This is a genomic window from Pseudomonas sp. MF6751, assembly GCF_016613265.1.
In the GTDB taxonomy this organism is placed as follows: Bacteria; Pseudomonadota; Gammaproteobacteria; order Pseudomonadales; family Pseudomonadaceae; genus Aquipseudomonas; species Aquipseudomonas fluorescens_BV.
Genome location: NZ_JAENSV010000008.1, coordinates 76,438 through 93,087, shown reverse-complemented (window position 1 = coordinate 93,087; position 16,650 = coordinate 76,438). Strand labels below are relative to the sequence as shown.

The following is a 16,650-nucleotide window of genomic DNA, read 5'->3' as shown; positions in this document are numbered from 1 at the left end:
CCATGCTCGACACGCTGGACCATCAGGAAGACCACCTCGACACCCTGCACCGGGCCATGACCGGCCGGCGTTTCCTGGTGCTGACCGGCGCAGGGATCAGTACATCTTCGGGTATCCCGGACTACCGGGACGGGGAAGGTGTACGCCGGGGCAAGCCACCGATGATGTACCAGGAATTCCTCGCCACTCCCGAGGCGCGGCGCCGCTACTGGGCGCGGGCGATGCTGGGGTGGCCACGGGTGCGCATTGCCCAGCCGAACAAGGCCCACCTGGCGCTCGCGACGCTGCAGCACCTTGGCCATATCAGCGGGTTGATCACGCAGAACGTCGACACCCTGCATGACCAGGCCGGCAGCCAGGATGTGATCGAGCTGCATGGCAGCTTGCATCGGGTGCTGTGCCTGGATTGCCAATTGCGTAGCGAGCGCGACGTGATCCAGCGGCAGATGGAGGTCGATAACCCGCACATGGCAAAGGTTCATGCGGTGCAAGCGCCGGATGGCGACACCTTGCTCGATCCGGCGTTTGAACAGCGCTTCCAGGTACCCCGCTGCCCGCACTGCAATGGCGAACGGCTGAAACCGGATGTGGTGTTCTTTGGCGAGAACGTCGCGCCGGCGACGGCGCTCAAGGCAATGACGGCGGTAGAGCATGCCGAAGGGCTGTTGGTGGTGGGGTCGTCGCTGATGGCCTATTCGGCGTTTCGCCTGTGCAAGGCGATGGTTGAACAGGGTAAGCCGGTGATTGCCATCAACCTGGGCAAAACTCGAGGGGATGAGCTGTTGCAGGTGAAGATCCAGGCGTCTTGCGAGCAACTGTTACCCTTATTGACCGAGAGATTGAGATAGCGACACATCAACATGTGGGAGCTGGCTTGCCTGCGATAGCAGTGTGTCAGGCATACATGTACCCACTGACGCACCGCCATCGCAGGCAAGCCAGCTCCCACAGGGTTCTGCGTAAATTCGCCACCAAAATCCCGCGACCCACCGCACAGAAAATGACGCCCAAGTCACGTTTTCGCGCATTCCCCCGTCCCCACGGCAATTTATGTAGTGAGCAAAAATAATCACTACATAACCGTTGACGTAACCTTTTTGTCCTTGCATGATCTAGACGTCTCTCGGATCGAGAGCGTTGGTAACAAGCGTTTCGAACAGGCTCGTCTGACCGCCGAGCTGTTTTTCCGGATGTGCACTGCCCACAAGGCAGATCGATGAAGCTGACCGGCCCCGAAAGGGACAGGTACAAGGCGCTCAAACGCGGCTTGTCTTCGCAATCAGAGCATTGCGTAGCAGTTCATCAGCAAGACTACATGCATCAGCTTCAAGACCCTGCCCGTATTCGGCAGCCCGTCGCTGACGCCCGGTTTTAGTGACCGGAGACAACTTACTGGTATTAACGAATCAACTGATAGATCGCCAACTGGTCAAGGGGCTTACACATGAATCTGAACAACCAACCAACTATCGATGAATTGGCTGAGATGTTCGCAGCGCAGAAAGACACACTCGACGACCATATCCTGTGGATTGGCAAATCGGGCGAAGTGCAAATTGACTGCCTGGCGCCCCATACCGAAGAAGCCGAGTTTGACCGTAACAACCGTGAGCTGGCGGCGCGCCTGAAGATGTACCGCCGCGGCCAGGGTTATGTCGGCAAGAAGGCCGCCGCTGATCGCAACTTTATCGAGCAAGTATTCGACACACTTAACAATGCCTGGGCGTCTTTCAAAGACAGCTCGCAAGTTAAAGTGATCGACCGTTACTACTAAGTAGTGCTCAATCAATGTGGGAGTTGGCTTGCCAGCTCCCACATTTGTATTTACCGGTTTAGAAAGTTGGAAACCTGCCCTTCCCCGCCTCATCCCGAAAGATATCAAACAACACCTGCGCCGCCGCCGACAGTTCATGCCCCGGCTTGGTCAGCACCCCAATCGGCCGCTCGATCACCGGGCCGGTCAAGGTAATGCAACGGGCTCCCGCCTCCTCCATCTGCCTGGCGCATAACGCTGGCACTGCACTAACCCCCAAACCGCTGGCAACCATCTTGCCCACCGTCGCCAGTTGATGGCTTTCCAAGGCAACGGGCAATTTCATCTGCAAGGCGCCGAGGTGTTCTTCCAGCATCACCCGCACAGTGGAAGGCCGCTGCAGGGTGATGAACGGCTGCTCCAACAAGGCTTTCCAGTCGATTTCAGCACGCTGTGCCAAAGCTGAATCTCCCGGGACCACGGCGACAAAGCGATCCAGGTACAACGGCGTGAACGCCAATGACGAACCTTCGGACGGCTCGAACGCCACCCCCAGCTCCACCTGACGGTCGCGCACCATCTCCAGCACCTGTTCATTGATCAGGTCATGCACCGTCACGTTCACCTGGGGGTAACGGGCGCGGAATATCTTCAGGATCGGCGGCAACAGGTTGCCGGCGAACGACGGCATAGCGGCCACCGTGACGCGGCCGCGCTGCAAGGTAAAACGCTGGCGCAGTTCGTCTTCGGCGTTGTCCCAATCGGCAATCAACCGGCGGGCCAGGGGCAGCAGGGACTCACCTTCAGGGGTCAGCGCGACGTTACGGGTATTACGGCTGAACAGGCGCCCGCCCAAGCCTTCTTCCAAGCCCTTGATGGTCAAGCTCAACGCCGATTGAGAGAGGTGCAAACGCTCGCAGGCCGCGGCAAAACTCAGGCTTTGCGCGACGGCGAGAAAGGCACGCATCTGTTTGACGGTCATGACGCAGCTCCGGACGACGATTGGACTATGCTGTTTTCTAAATCAATCAACCTTAAAAAACAACTTAACAAATCAATCCGCTGGCGCAACACTCAACTCACTGGCTGGACCACAAACAATAAAAGAGGTGCATATGGCAGGTTTCGATAAACGCGTGGCGTCCTATGAAGAAGCGCTGGCAGGCCTGGAAGACGGCATGACCGTGCTCTCCGGTGGTTTTGGCCTGTGTGGCATTCCGGAAAACCTCATTGCCGAAATCAAGCGCAAAGGCACCCGCGACCTGACGGTGGTTTCCAACAACTGCGGCGTCGATGGCTTCGGCCTGGGCGTGCTGCTGGAACAGAAGCAGATCAGCAAAGTGATCGCTTCCTACGTGGGTGAAAACGCCCTCTTCGAGAAACAACTGCTCAGCGGCGAGATTGAGGTGGTGCTTACCCCTCAAGGCACCCTGGCAGAAAAAATGCGCGCAGGCGGTGCCGGCATCCCGGCCTTCTTTACCGCCACCGGTGTCGGCACCCCCGTTGCCGAAGGCAAGGAGACCCGCGAATTCAAGGGTCGCCCGTATCTGATGGAAGAGTCCATCACCGGAGACTTTGCCATCGTCAAAGGCTGGAAAGCCGACCACTTCGGTAACGTTATCTACCGTCACACCGCCCAGAACTTCAACCCGCTGGCCGCCACCGCCGGCAAGATCACCGTGGTCGAAGTCGAGGAAATCGTCGAACCGGGCGAGCTGGACCCGGCGCAGATCCACACCCCCGGCATCTACGTCGACCGGATCATCTGCGGCACCTTCGAAAAGCGCATTGAACAGCGCACCGTCCGCAAATAATCCCCGTCCAGAACAACAAGAGGAAACAATCATGGCGCTTACCCGCGAACAAATGGCTCAACGCGTTGCCCGCGAGATGCAGGACGGTTACTACGTGAACCTCGGTATTGGCATTCCGACCCTGGTGGCCAACTACATCCCCGACGGTATGGAAGTGATGCTGCAATCGGAAAACGGCCTGCTTGGCATGGGCCCGTTCCCGACCGAAGAAACCATCGACGCCGACATGATCAACGCCGGCAAGCAGACCGTCACCGCACGCATCGGCGCCTCGATCTTCTCTTCCGCCGAGTCGTTCGCGATGATTCGCGGTGGGCATGTCGACCTCACCGTACTGGGCGCATTCGAAGTGGACGTACAGGGCAACATCGCTTCGTGGATGATCCCCGGCAAGCTGGTCAAGGGCATGGGCGGTGCCATGGACCTGGTGGCCGGCGCAGAAAACATCATTGTGATCATGACTCACGCATCCAAAGACGGTGAGTCCAAGTTGCTCAGCCAATGCAGCCTGCCGCTGACCGGTGCCAACTGCATCAAGCGTGTGCTCACGGATCTGGCGTACCTGGAAATCGAAAATGGCGCTTTTGTCCTCAAGGAACGCGCACCTGGCGTCAGCGTTGAAGAGATTGTGAGCAAGACCGCCGGTAAACTGATCGTCCCGGACCACGTTCCAGAAATGCACTTCCAGTGAGGACAGATTCCATGCAAGACGTCGTGATTGTTGCTGCCACCCGCACCGCCGTGGGCAGCTTCCAAGGTTCGCTGGCGAACATTCCGGCCCCGGAACTGGGCGCCGCCGTGATCCGTCGCCTGCTGGAGCAGACCGGCCTGGACCCGGCGCAAGTGGATGAAGTGATCCTCGGCCAGGTGCTCACCGCAGGCAGCGGCCAGAACCCGGCGCGCCAGGCTTCGATCCTTGCCGGCCTGCCCCACGCCGTGCCGAGCCTGACCCTGAACAAGGTCTGCGGTTCGGGCCTCAAGGCTTTGCACCTGGGCGCCCAAGCCATTCGTTGCGGCGACGCCGAGGTGATCATTGCCGGTGGCATGGAGAACATGAGCCTGGCCCCGTACGTATTGCCTGCCGCACGCACCGGGTTGCGCATGGGCCACGCGAAGATGATCGACAGCATGATCACCGACGGCCTGTGGGATGCGTTCAACGATTACCACATGGGCATCACCGCCGAGAACCTGGTGGACAAGTACGGCATCAGCCGCGAAGCCCAGGACGCCTTTGCCGCCGCCTCCCAGCAAAAAGCTGCCGCCGCTATCGAAGCCGGACGCTTTGCCGATGAGATCACACCAATCCTGATTCCCCAGCGCAAAGGCGACCCGGTGGCCTTCGCGGTGGACGAACAACCCCGCGCCGGCACCACCGCCGAATCCCTGGCCAAGCTCAAGCCTGCGTTCAAGAAAGACGGCAGCGTCACCGCCGGCAACGCCTCCAGCCTGAACGACGGCGCTGCGGCCGTGCTGCTGATGAGCGCCGACAAAGCCAAGGCACTCGGCCTGCCCGTACTGGCGCGTATCGCCAGCTACGCCAACGCGGGCGTCGACCCGGCCATCATGGGCATCGGCCCGGTCTCGGCCACCCGCCGCTGCCTGGACAAGGCCGGTTGGCAGTTGGCTGACCTGGACCTGATCGAAGCCAACGAAGCCTTCGCCGCGCAATCACTGGCGGTGGGCAAAGAGCTGGAGTGGGACGCGCAGAAGGTCAACGTCAACGGCGGCGCCATCGCCATCGGCCACCCGATCGGTGCTTCAGGCTGCCGCGTACTGGTGACCCTTCTGCACGAAATGATCAAGCGCGATGCCAAGAAAGGTTTGGCAACGCTGTGCATCGGCGGTGGCCAAGGTGTCGCCCTGGCGCTCGAACGCAACTGAATCGGATCGCTATTGTGGCGAGGGAGCTTGCTCCCGTTGGGCTGCGTAGCAGCCCCATGCCAATAAGAGCAACACAGAAAAGGCCCGGCTCCACGAAAAGCCAGGCCTTTTCTTTTATCGATCCCCCTGAATGAACTCGATCAAAATGTGGGAGCTGGCTTGCCTGCTCCCACATTTGATCTCACTGCCTGTCAGCTTGCGGCACCGCGAACACCGCGCTCGCCCGCAGCACCACACGCTCCTGCACCTGCACCCGCACCTGCAAACTCAGCGTGGCAAACGCCATCAGCCGGGCAAATCCCGGGCAATGCTTTGCGTTAATGGGCCAGACCCGCTTTAATCTCGGCCAATTTCTCCTGCACATTTCAAGGAAACGCCATGCGCCACCTGGACGGCAACTCCCACCCGCTTCGCGCGCCGCTGTTGATCTTGCTCGCCGGCCTGGCCTTGGCCGGTTGTTCCCCCAAGGACCACTCTCGCGCCACCGTCATCAATGGCGAACAGGGCAAGGCCGGGGCGCAACTGGCCTATGAGCATGAATTGGCCCTGGCCCTGCCCGGCGCCCTGCTTGCGCCGCGTATGCAGGCCACTCGTGAGGCGTGTGAAACGGCGCGCTTTGGTGCCTGCAATATCCTTGGCATTACCGAAGACGGCCAGGGTGGCCAGATCATCCTGCGAATCGCGCCCACGGGGGTGGAGCCGATGGTCGCCCTGGCGGCCGAAGGCGGTAAGCTCGGCCAGCGCATCACCACTGCCGAAGACCTGGCCGATGCCGTGGCGGATGTGCGCCGTCGCCAGGACCGCCTGCAAGCCCAGCAGCAACGCCTCGATGAACTGGCCAAGCGCAAGGACATCACCGTCAGCGACCTGATCGTCCTCAGCAAAGAGCAAGCCGGCATTGAAAACGAGCTGCAGGAACTGGCCCAGGTTGCCGCCGGCCAGCAACGCCGCCTCGACACCAACCGCGTGACCTTGAACTTCCGCTCCTCCGACGGCGCCAACCAGGTGTCAAGGTTCACCCGGATGTTCAGCAACCTGGGAGACAACCTAGTGAACGGCACCGCAGACGCCCTGGAACGTGCCAGCTATGTGCTGCCCTTCGTGATCCTGGCGTTCCCGGTGGTGTGGTTGTGGGTGGGCTTGTGGCGCCGGTTCGTCAAGCGCCGCAGTTGATCAGCGCTTCATGCAGCGCTGGTAGCGCTCATCCACGCGCTTGGCAAACCAGGCCGTGGTCAGGTTGCGGGTGATCTTCGGGCTCTTGAGCACAATACCCGGCAGGATCGCCCGTGGCAGCGGCTTGCCGGCCGCCTGGTCAGCCAAGGCGAAGACGCGCTTGTACAAGGTGCTGTCCTCAAAATCCAACTGCTCGCCCTGCTCCAGTTGGCTGCGGATGCTCGGGTTGCGCATATCCAACTTCGCCCCCAGTGAACGCACCGCCAGCTCGGTGGTGCCGGGCAACAATGAGCCATAGCGGATCAAATCCCCATCCAGCGCCAGCTCTTTGCCTGAAACACGGCTGACCGCGGCCTGGAACGCGGCATTGCGGCTGGCGTACCAACCGGCGTTGAAATCGGCAAAGCGGTACAGCGGCTGATCGTAGCTCACCGGGTAACCGAGCAAGTGGGCGATGCCGAAGTACATGCCGCCGCGACGGGTGAACACTTCCCGGCGAATCGTGCCGTCCACCGTGTAGGGATAACCCCGCGCCTGTTTCTGCGCAAAGTCGATACTGACCTGCATGGGGCCTGCGGTGTGTACCGGGTTGAACCCGCCAAACAGGGTGTTGCCCAGGGGCACCATGCTGATGAAGTCGTCGAAGATGCCGCTCAAATCCCTCTCCGTACGGGCGGCATTCAAACGGTCGGCGTAGGTTTTGCCGGTGGGCGAGCGCAGTTGCAAGGCGCTGCGCACCACGAAGGCCGGCACATGCACCTTGCCGGCGCGGCGCAGGATTTCATCCTGGGCGATCTTGCCCATGCCCGGCACCGGCGGGTCGACCTGATAGGTGGACTCCTGCTCGGTCACCGCCAGTACCGCACAGATGTTTTCGGTGCTGGGGTAGATTTTCTGGGCATCGAACGCGGTGTAGATGTCTTGGGCCCAACCGTTGCGGTCCGCGACCTTGGCCGGCAGCAGGCGCGCGATCTGCGCCTTCACCTCGGCTTCACTGCGCTCGGGCTGCTGGGGGCCACGGGAAGTTGAGCACCCGGCCAGCACCAGTAAAGGAATAAGGCAGAGCAGCAGACGGGTTGAATACATGAGGCTTCCTTGGTTAACGACGGGCCGGGCAGTGCTGATATCGACAGGTAAGTCTAACCGGGGTTCGTTGGCATGCCGAACCCAGTGCCTGGCAGTAACTGAAACATCCCACACAACTGCCGGATAAGCTCTACTCCTCACCCCGGCAAACCGCTGCAAAGTCCCTCGCCTGATCAAACAGTGCGAGGGAGTGCAGATGGTTTTTTTCGTGACGCGTGCGGTTGACGGGGCCGCCACTTGAACCCGGCCATTGGCAGGCTGGCGCTGACGCCAATGAACGTGGAAACGGTCGACGTCGAGGGCGTCTTCCGTGACTTTCGCGATTGCTTGAACACCTTTGACGAGTGGGCCAAAAGCTTTTGGAGCTTCTCCGCGCTGGACGTCGAACAGGTGTTCAAGGTCGGGGATGACGTCGCGCTGGTTGCCCCGGTCAATCGCTCCCTGTTTCCCAGCAGCACCATCGCCACCTGCCAGGCCACCGGTACCTTGACCCTGGTGCATATGTTCCAGAGCACGAGGTTCGTACCCATCGGCAACACCCCGGTGATCGTGCAACGCGTTGATCCAAACGGCGGCCCGCTGGGCGAGCCCCTCCATAAGACCATCGGCCCGAGTGGCATCCTCGAAGTTACCGAGTGCGATCGCAACCATCAATACCGGGTGAGTTTCTACCCCAACGTTTCCCAGGATCACCTCAAGGCGCTGTATACGTCCTACCACTCAGTGATCACAGCGTTGGAAGCCCGGCTGCGCAAAGAGTGGACCGACACCTTCAAATCCCAGTGGAAAAATTACATAGCCGCCCACCCGCTTGAGCGGCGCCGCTTGCTGGAAGCGGCTTTTGCCAGTGGGTTAGGCAAGGCGCTTTACAGCCTGTGGGACAACATTGGCCAGCTGTCTGCGCTGCTGGCGGACCTCAAGCCCAACAGCGAAAAGCTACTGCACTACCTTTCGCAAACTGAGCTAGACGAACTGCTGACCCTGGGCAGTGATGCGATAGCCCAGGGCTTGTTGGTGCTCAGTGACGAGCCGCTGCTGTTTATCTACCTGTCGGCTCTGGTCAGCTGGATGCGCATGCTCCCGCCGCCGGAGATGGCGGAACTGTGGGGTGAAATTACCGGTGAGGTGCTGATCAATCTACTGCTGATTCGCGTCTTGGGTGCGATGGGCGTGGTGGTGCGATTGGGGGCTCGTGTGCTCAGTCACGTTAAATCCGGGCGGGCGCGGGCGTTGTTGGAATTGCTGGCCAAGCAGGTGACGGGGCCTCGGCTGGAGTCCCATGTGGAGGCCGCCAAGCCGGTGTTGCTGAGCAGTGCGGCGACGCCGATCAAGGCGGTGCCAGTGGTGCCGTTGAAGGCAGGCGACACGCTGGTTTCGAACCCGGTGCCGATGGTGCGCGGCAAGACCCAGCGCACGACGTTGGTTCGTCAGGAGCCTGTCGATGATGTGCCGGCTGTGGCGTCGAACCCGAAGGGGGATGCGGCGGCGCCTGCGGATAAGACCGTTACCAATGGTTGCCCGGTGTCGATGGTCACCGGCGAGGAATTGCTGACCCTTACCGACGGCGCGCTGGATGGGATCTTGCCGTTTGAGTGGACGCGGTTGTACCGCACCAGTGCTGTGGATGTGGATTGTGGGCTGGGGTTTGGCTGGAGTCATGGGCTGGCCCATCGGCTGGTGGTGTCGGGCGATTCGGTGGTGTGGACCGACCATGAGAACCGCTCGACTACCCTGCCCTTGCCCACCGACTCTCGGCCCGCGATCACCAATAGCCTGGCCGAAGCGGCGATCTATTTGGGAGCCTCGCCTGATGAACTGGTGCTGGCCCAGGCCTCGCGTTTCTACCACTTTCGCGACGGTGTGCTGACAACCATCAGCGATGCGTATGACAACCGCCTGCGCCTTTGCCGGGATCGTTTTGGGCGGATTGAGCGGCTGGATAACGGTGCTGGTCGCTCGTTGCTGTTGCGTTATGAGCGGGATCGCATCGTTGCGGTGGATTACCAGGTTCATCGCGCCAAAGGGCGTGAGCCCTACGTGTGGGAGACCGAGCAGAGCCTTGTTTCCTACGCCTATGACGAACACGGACGACTGGTTTGCGCGACCAATGCCGTCGGTGAAAGTGAGCGTTATCGGTACGACGACCAGCACGTCATTCTTGAACGCCAACTGGCCGGTGGCGCGAGTTTCTTTTGGGAATGGGAACACGCGGGCAAGGCGGCGTGCTGCGTGCGGCATTGGGCGAGTTTTTCGCAGATGGACACGCGCTATGCCTGGGGGGATGACGGGCGCGTCACGGTGCATAACGCCGATGGTAGCCAGGAGGTGTATGTCCATGACCAGCGGGCGCGGCTGGTGCAGAGGATTGATCCGGACGGCGCCACGCACTTTAAATCCTACGACGACCAGGGCCGGCTGACCGTCGAGCAAGACCCGATGGGCGCGGTGACGGCCTATCAATATGACGACGCCGGACGCTTGGTGGCACTGTTTCCGGGGGATGATGAGCCAACGTCCTACGAGCATGACAACGGTTTTGTACGGGTTGTCAGGCGTGGGGAGGCGGTCTGGAAATACGAGCGTAATGAGCAAGGCGATGTTACGCGTAGGACCGATCCCGATGGAGAGGTTACTGACTACAGCTACAACAAGCACGGGCAACTGACTGGAGTTTGGTACCCGGATCACAGTTGCCATCGACTGGTGTGGAACGAACGTGGGCAACTGCTTGAAGAGCAATTGCCCCATGGTGGGATCAAGCGTTATCGCTATGACGATCTGGGGCGGCAAGTTGCCTGTGAGGATGAGCACGGCGCGCAGACAGCCTATGAATGGGACAGCGTCGGTAGGCTGACTCGCCTCGTCTTGCCTGGCGGCGCCACACGAGAATTCAGCTACAACCCCTACGGCAAAATCATCACCGAACGCGACGAACTCGGCCACGTCACCCGCTACGAATACGCCGATGGCCTGCACCTGATCAGCCGCCGCCTCAACGCAGACGGCACCCAGGTCAAGTACCGCTACGACAACTCTCGGCTGCTGCTCACCGAGATCGAAAACGAAGCCGGCGAAACCTACCAACTCGACTACCACCCCAACGGCCTGATCCGCCAGGAAACCGGCTTCGACGGCCAGCGCACCGCCTACGCCTACGACCTCAACGGCAACCTGCTGGAGAAGACCGAATACGGCGACGATAACAGTCAGCTAATCACCCGTTACGAGCGCGACCACGCCGGTCGCCTCGTCCGAAAAACCCTGCCCGATACCAGCGTTGTCGACTATGGCTACGACCGCCAAGGCAACCTCCTCAGCGTCGAGGATGGCCACTGGGCGTTGGCCTACGAATACGACCGCCAAAACCGCCTCACCGCCGAACACCAGGGCTGGGGCACCCTGCGCTACGGCTACGACGCCTGCGGGCAACTGAAAAACCTGTGCCTGCCGGACAACAACCGCCTCACCTTCACCCACGAAAAAGGCGGCCACCTCGCTACCGTCGAACTCAACGGTGAAGTGCTCACCTCACATCTATTCAAGAGCGGCCGAGAGCATCAGCGCCAGCAAGGCCAACTCCTCAACCACTATCACTACGACGACCAGAATCGCCTGCACGCCCACGCGGTAACGCAGCAACAAAACCACCTCTACCAACGCCAATACGACTACGAAAAATCCGGCAACCTCACCCGCCTGCTCGACACCCGCAAAGGCGAACACCTTTACCGCTACGACCCGCTAAACCGCCTGACCCACGCCGATCACTCCCAGGACGTACAAGAACGCTTCGCCCACAACCCGGCCGGCAACCTGCTGATGCAAGACCGCCCCGGCCCGGACATCGTCGCGGCGAATCGTCTGATGATCCAGGGCGACCGTCATTACCACTACGACGCCTTCGGCAACCTCATCCGCGAACGGCGCGGCAAGGGCCAGCAACTCGTCACTGAGTACCGCTACGACTGCCAGCATCGGTTGGTCGGGGTTACAACGCCCAACGGCCAAACCGCCAGCTATCGCTATGACCCATTTGGACGCCGCATCAGCAAAACCGTGGACGACAAAACCACCGAGTTTTTCTGGCAAGGCGACAAGCTGATAGCCGAACACCATGCAGAGCGCCATCGCAGCTATCTCTACGAACCCGACAGCTTCCGCCCATTGGCACTATTGGAAGGTTTCGGCCCAAAAGAAACCAAGCCCTACCACTACCAACTCGACCACCTCGGCACCCCGCAGGAAATGATCAGCCCCGAAGGCGAAATCGTCTGGTCCGCCCACTACCGCGCCTACGGCCAGATCGCCCGGCTCGACGTGGGCAAAGTCGACAACCCACTGCGGTTTCAAGGGCAGTATTTCGATGCGGAAAGCGGCCTGCACTACAACCGCCATCGCTACTACAATCCGGATATTGGTCGCTACCTGACACCGGACCCGGTGAAGTTGGCGGGTGGGATCAATGGGTACCAGTACGTGCCCAACCCTACTGGATGGGTGGATCCGCTAGGACTCAGTAAATGCCCCGGCGAATGCGGCTCCATTGAAGGCGTTGAAGATTCGACAACCAGCGCAAAAACCAAAGACAGCCAGCCGGCGCTGCCTGCACCTGATGAAATTGAGTGGACAGCTCATGGCTATAAGCACAGCCCTTCAAAGAAAATGCCTTGGAAAGATATTTTGGCAACAACTAAGTCTGGTCCTGCAAAGTACAAGCCAGGTATAAATATTGAAAATATAGAAAGAGAAGCCTATAAAAATGGCAGAACGACTACCAATGGAAAGCCGTGGAAAGTGATGGAGTATCCTGAGACCATTGGCGCTAGCGAAGGAGTATCCAGCCGCTGGATACGCATTGAATTGAGTGCGAAAACAATTCACGGCCACCCTATTTCAGAGCAAGAATTTCGGAGATTAACTAAATGATCTCGTTAGATTTCCTACAAGGCAAAATCACTTACGACGAGCTATCGACGTTGCAGGACTCAGGGATTGAACATCAAGCCCACAACCTGAAGGAGGATATGCTTCAGGTGGAGTATCCAGACGGCTTCCTCATTGACGTAGGTTGGTACCCTTCATTCGATGCAAAAGGACACTTCCAAATCAAGGTCGTCAAAGACTATGAATGGGACTATCCCACCTTAACGCTTACCGCGCAGTCAATTGGGGCGCTAAGCAAACTACTGCTGCTCGCTCAAATATCGATTAACACAGAACTTCAAAAAAACACCGCTTCGTTGATTGCTTGATAACATCCAATAAAGCGCTACCTCTCAAGTTTGCACCTGTGACGAGCAAGCTCGCCACAGGTTCAGCGACGCCCTTAAATCCCCGCCACCGCCAAATCCATCGCAAAATACGTAAATATCAAATCCGCCCCCGCCCGCTTGATCGACCCCAACGTCTCGCGCACCACTCGATTCTCATCAATCGCCCCGGCCTGTGCGCCGAACTTGATCATCGCGTACTCACCGCTCACCTGGTACGCCGCCACCGGCAGGCGAGAGGCTTCGCGGATGTCGCGGATGATGTCGAGGTAGGCACCGGCAGGCTTGACCATCAGCGCATCGGCGCCTTCCTGTTCGTCCAGCAGCGATTCGCGCACGGCTTCGCGGCGGTTCATCGGGTTCATCTGGTAGCTTTTGCGGTCGCCCTTGAGCGCGCTGCCGCCGGCTTCGCGGAAGGGGCCGTAGAGGGCCGACGCGAATTTGGTGGAGTAGGCCATGATCGGGATGTGGGTGAAGCCGGCGTCATCCAGGGCGCGGCGGATGGCCTGGACCTGGCCGTCCATCGCGGCTGAAGGGGCGATCACGTCGGCGCCGGCGCGGGCGGCGGCCACGGCTTGTTTGCCGAGGTTGACCAGGGTCGCGTCGTTGTCGACATGGGCACCGTGCATCACGCCGCAGTGGCCGTGGTCGGTGTATTCGCAGAAGCAGGTGTCGGACATCACGATCATTTCCGGCACGGCGTCCTTGATGATCGAGGACATGCGCGAAACCAGGCCGCGTTCTTTCCAGGTGTCGCTGCCGCTGGCGTCGAGGTGGTGGGATACGCCGAAGGTCATCACCGACTTGATGCCGGCGCGGGCGTAACGCTCGATCTCACCGGCGAGTTTTTTCTCAGGAATGCGCAACACACCCGGCATGCTGGTGATGGGTACGAAGTCGTCGATTTCTTCTTCGACAAAAATCGGCAGTACCAGGTCGTTGAGGGTGAACTCACTTTCCTGAAACAAGCCACGCAGCTCCGGGGAGCGGCGCAGGCGACGTGGGCGGGCTTGGGGGAACTGGCTGGTCATGGCAATCCTGAAAAATGGCTGAACACTTTGGGGCGAAAGCTTATGCCCCCAAGTCCCGGCAACACAAATGCCGAGGGGCCAATAGTGTATTGCCGGGTGCGTAACAATTCATTGATCTACAGCTGTAGACGCCCTTCGATGCACAACGCTACGGCGCCGCCCACCCAGATTTCATCGCCCTGACGCTCGATATTAATACGCCCCGCTCGCCCGATCGCCGTGCCTTGGCTGACCACGTAACGGCTGGGCGCCAGGCCCTCGGCGAGCAGCCATTGGGCCACGCCGGCATTCAAGCTGCCGGTGGCCGGGTCTTCGGCGGCGCCATCGCCAGCGACAAAAGCGCGCACTTCAAATTGCGCGTCCACCGCATCACGCGTCGGATCACAGGGAGCGATCACCCCTACGGCCAGACCCAGCAGTTGCGCATAGTCCGGTTGCAACGCAAGCACCGCGTCACGATCAGCCAGCATCACCGCCAGCCAACCCGCACCATTGTCGACCCACTGGCTGCGCACAATCTCCTCGGGCGCCAGCTTTAATGCCAGGCGTACGCGCTCCAGCAACGGCGCCTCCACGGGTCCTGTACGCAACAATGGCGGCGCGATGAACGCCAGTTGGTCAGCTTGGCGACGAATACGCACCAAGCCGATTTCGCACTCCTGGATAATCTCCTCCCCACGTGGCACGCCGCCAGCCTGCAACCAGGCGTGGCAACTGCCCAAGGTCGGATGCCCGGCGAACGGCAGCTCTTTGAGGGTGGTGAAGATTCTTACCCGATAGTCAGCACGTGGGTCGCGCGGCGTCAGTAAAAACGTGGTTTCGCTGAGGTTGGTCCAATTGGCAAAGTCCGCCATCTGCTGGTCGGTGAAGCTATCGGCCCCCAGCACCACGGCCAAGGGGTTGCCTTTGAGCGGCACGCTGCTGAATACATCCAGTTGTTGAAAATCGAAAGTCGGCATGCTTTAGCTCGGAATGTTCAGGCCACGGATCACCGCAGGACGTGCGACAAAGCCGTCCAGCGCGCGCAGTACGTTAGGGAAATCGGTGATGCCTACCAGGTCACCGGACTCGTAGAACCCGATCAGGTTGCGAACCCACGGAAAGGTCGCAATGTCGGCGATGCTGTACTCGTCGCCCATGATCCAGGTGCGGCCCAACAGACGCTTTTCGAGCACGCCCAGCAAGCGTCGCGATTCGGCGGCGTAGCGATCACGCGGGCGCTTGTCCTCATACGCCTTGCCGGCGAATTTGTTGAAGAACCCCAGTTGACCAAACATCGGGCCAATGCCGCCCATCTGGAACATCAACCATTGCAGGGTTTCATAGCGCGTGGCCGGGTCTTCGGAGAGCAACTGGCTGGTCTTTTCCGCCAGGTAAATGAGGATCGCGCCGGATTCGAACAACGCCAACGGCTGCCCGCTCGGGCCGTTGGGGTCGATGATCGCAGGGATCTTGTTGTTGGGGTTCAGGGACAGGAACTCGGGAGACAACTGGTCCTGGGTGTCGAAGCTGACCTTGTGCGCCTCATAAGGCAGGCCCAGTTCTTCGAGCATGATCGACACCTTGACGCCGTTGGGCGTAGGCAACGAATACAACTGCAGGCGTTCCGGGTGCTGGGCGGGCCATTTGCTGTTGATCGGGAAAGCGGCGAGTGCGTTCATCGAGAACCCCCTGGTCGGAAAGTCCCCATGATAGTCATCTGCCTGCCATCGTGCATGGGTCATCGTTGCGCAACATTTGCCAGCTAGTATCCCGCGTGGGCGAACCAAAGCGCCCGAATGCACTCTTAAGAACGCCCGAACAATGAATGGAGGCTGCTTGCTATATCGACAGGGAACACCGCAGGACGCTGATGCGTCACTGGGGCCGGGCTTGTCCGCCTTAACCCGACGCACGAAGACTCGAACCTATCATGAAGATCAAGCCTCTGCGCCTTGTGCCACGACTCAAACGTTATTCCTACATGGTATTGCCGCTGCTGCTGGTCAGCGCTGCCATCGTCACCGCCCTGGACGCCCGTGAAAGCCGTGCGCAACCGGTCGATGGCGTACAAACCCTGGTATTCCTGCGCCACGGCGAAAAACCGGCCGGAGGCCTGGGCCAACTCAATTGCCAGGGCCTGAACCGCGCCATGAACCTGGCGACTCTGTTGCCGGAAAAGTTCGGCAAAGCCAACTATGTGTTCGCTGCCAACCCGACGCGTAACGTCGAGGAAGGCGAACTGGATAACTCCTACAGCTACATTCGCCCACTGATCACCATCAGCCCCAGCGCGATCAAGCTCGGCCTGCCGGTGAATATCGAGTTCTCAGCGAATGACACCAGTGCCCTGGCCGAAGAACTGGTCGAGGACAAGTACCGCAACGCGACCATCTACACGGCCTGGTCTCATGGTTACTTGCCGGAACTGATCAACAAAGTCGCCAGCGAAGCCGCAGGCGAAAAACACACCATTACCGATGATTGGTCTGGAAATGACTACGACTCCCTGTACGTGCTGACATTGACCTGGCACAACGGCAAGGCTTCGCTGCTCAGCCGCAACTACAAGCAAGGGCTGAATAACGGTGAGGAAAACTGCCCGGACCCGACCCAGGTCAGCGCAGATATCTGAAGCTTGGACCGCAGGGGCGTATGAT

14 protein-coding genes are annotated in these 16,650 nt (G+C 59.9%); 9 read left to right on the top strand and 5 right to left on the bottom strand.

Features of this window, described 5'->3' with window-relative positions:
• Positions 1-2: 2 nt before the first annotated feature.
• Both JJD66_RS09870 and JJD66_RS09865 read left to right on the top strand, forming a co-directional pair.
• Positions 3-848 (top strand): NAD-dependent protein deacetylase, encoded by an 846-nt coding sequence (locus JJD66_RS09870; RefSeq protein WP_105226398.1) that lies wholly within the window; start codon positions 3-5, stop codon positions 846-848.
• Between the two features lie 596 nt (positions 849-1,444).
• Complete coding sequence (locus JJD66_RS09865; protein ID WP_003190335.1) at positions 1,445-1,774, top strand: hypothetical protein; 330 nt, start codon at positions 1,445-1,447, stop codon at positions 1,772-1,774.
• A gap of 58 nt (positions 1,775-1,832) precedes the next feature.
• On the opposite strand, the gene JJD66_RS09860 is transcribed toward JJD66_RS09865, so the two are convergent.
• Entirely contained in the window at positions 1,833-2,735 is a 903-nt protein-coding gene (locus JJD66_RS09860; RefSeq protein WP_105226396.1) for a LysR family transcriptional regulator, read from the bottom strand.
• Between the two features lie 133 nt (positions 2,736-2,868).
• Between JJD66_RS09860 and JJD66_RS09855 the strand changes: the two genes are divergently transcribed.
• The 4 genes from JJD66_RS09855 to JJD66_RS09840 all read left to right on the top strand — a co-directional run bounded on the left by JJD66_RS09855 (position 2,869) and on the right by JJD66_RS09840 (position 6,624).
• A complete protein-coding gene (locus tag JJD66_RS09855) occupies positions 2,869-3,567 on the top strand; it encodes a CoA transferase subunit A (protein WP_003190329.1) in 699 nt (232 codons plus the stop codon).
• Between the two features lie 31 nt (positions 3,568-3,598).
• Complete coding sequence (locus JJD66_RS09850; RefSeq protein WP_005786928.1) at positions 3,599-4,258, top strand: CoA transferase subunit B; 660 nt, start codon at positions 3,599-3,601, stop codon at positions 4,256-4,258.
• Positions 4,259-4,269: 11 nt separating this feature from the next.
• Positions 4,270-5,451 carry an acetyl-CoA C-acetyltransferase gene (locus tag JJD66_RS09845; RefSeq protein WP_003190325.1) on the top strand — a complete coding sequence of 394 codons (1,182 nt, stop codon included), beginning with the start codon at positions 4,270-4,272 and terminating at the stop codon, positions 5,449-5,451.
• Between the two features lie 378 nt (positions 5,452-5,829).
• Positions 5,830-6,624, top strand: coding sequence for a DUF4349 domain-containing protein (locus tag JJD66_RS09840; RefSeq protein WP_198715184.1), 795 nt, complete (start codon positions 5,830-5,832; stop codon positions 6,622-6,624).
• On the opposite strand, the gene JJD66_RS09835 is transcribed toward JJD66_RS09840, so the two are convergent.
• Complete coding sequence (locus tag JJD66_RS09835) at positions 6,625-7,710, bottom strand: DUF1615 domain-containing protein (protein WP_198715183.1); 1,086 nt, start codon at positions 7,708-7,710, stop codon at positions 6,625-6,627. It abuts the gene before it with no gap.
• A 273-nt stretch (positions 7,711-7,983) separates the two neighbouring features.
• Between JJD66_RS09835 and JJD66_RS09830 the strand changes: the two genes are divergently transcribed.
• The gene (locus JJD66_RS09830; protein ID WP_234452200.1) at positions 7,984-12,636 is read left to right on the top strand and encodes an RHS repeat-associated core domain-containing protein; all 4,653 of its coding nucleotides are present in this window, start codon (positions 7,984-7,986) and stop codon (positions 12,634-12,636) included.
• A complete protein-coding gene (locus tag JJD66_RS09825; RefSeq protein WP_020302050.1) occupies positions 12,633-12,962 on the top strand; it encodes a hypothetical protein in 330 nt (109 codons plus the stop codon). The genes JJD66_RS09830 and JJD66_RS09825 overlap by 4 nt, the downstream gene beginning before the upstream one ends.
• Before the next feature lie 74 nt (positions 12,963-13,036).
• Here JJD66_RS09825 and hemB read toward each other — a convergent pair whose 3' ends face one another.
• The 3 genes from hemB to JJD66_RS09810 all read right to left on the bottom strand — a co-directional run bounded on the left by hemB (position 13,037) and on the right by JJD66_RS09810 (position 15,672).
• On the bottom strand, positions 13,037-14,011 hold the full coding sequence (gene hemB / locus JJD66_RS09820) for a porphobilinogen synthase (protein ID WP_105226391.1): 975 nt from the start codon (positions 14,009-14,011) through the stop codon (positions 13,037-13,039).
• 116 nt (positions 14,012-14,127) lie between these two features.
• A complete protein-coding gene (locus JJD66_RS09815; protein WP_105226390.1) occupies positions 14,128-14,970 on the bottom strand; it encodes a PhzF family phenazine biosynthesis protein in 843 nt (280 codons plus the stop codon).
• Positions 14,971-14,973: 3 nt separating this feature from the next.
• Entirely contained in the window at positions 14,974-15,672 is a 699-nt protein-coding gene (locus JJD66_RS09810) for a glutathione S-transferase N-terminal domain-containing protein (RefSeq protein ID WP_032892475.1), read from the bottom strand.
• Positions 15,673-15,923: 251 nt separating this feature from the next.
• On the opposite strand from JJD66_RS09810, the gene JJD66_RS09805 reads away from it, so the two are divergent.
• Positions 15,924-16,625, top strand: a complete 702-nt coding sequence (locus JJD66_RS09805) for a histidine phosphatase family protein (RefSeq protein ID WP_200648048.1) — start codon at positions 15,924-15,926, stop codon at positions 16,623-16,625.
• Positions 16,626-16,650 lie beyond the last annotated feature (25 nt).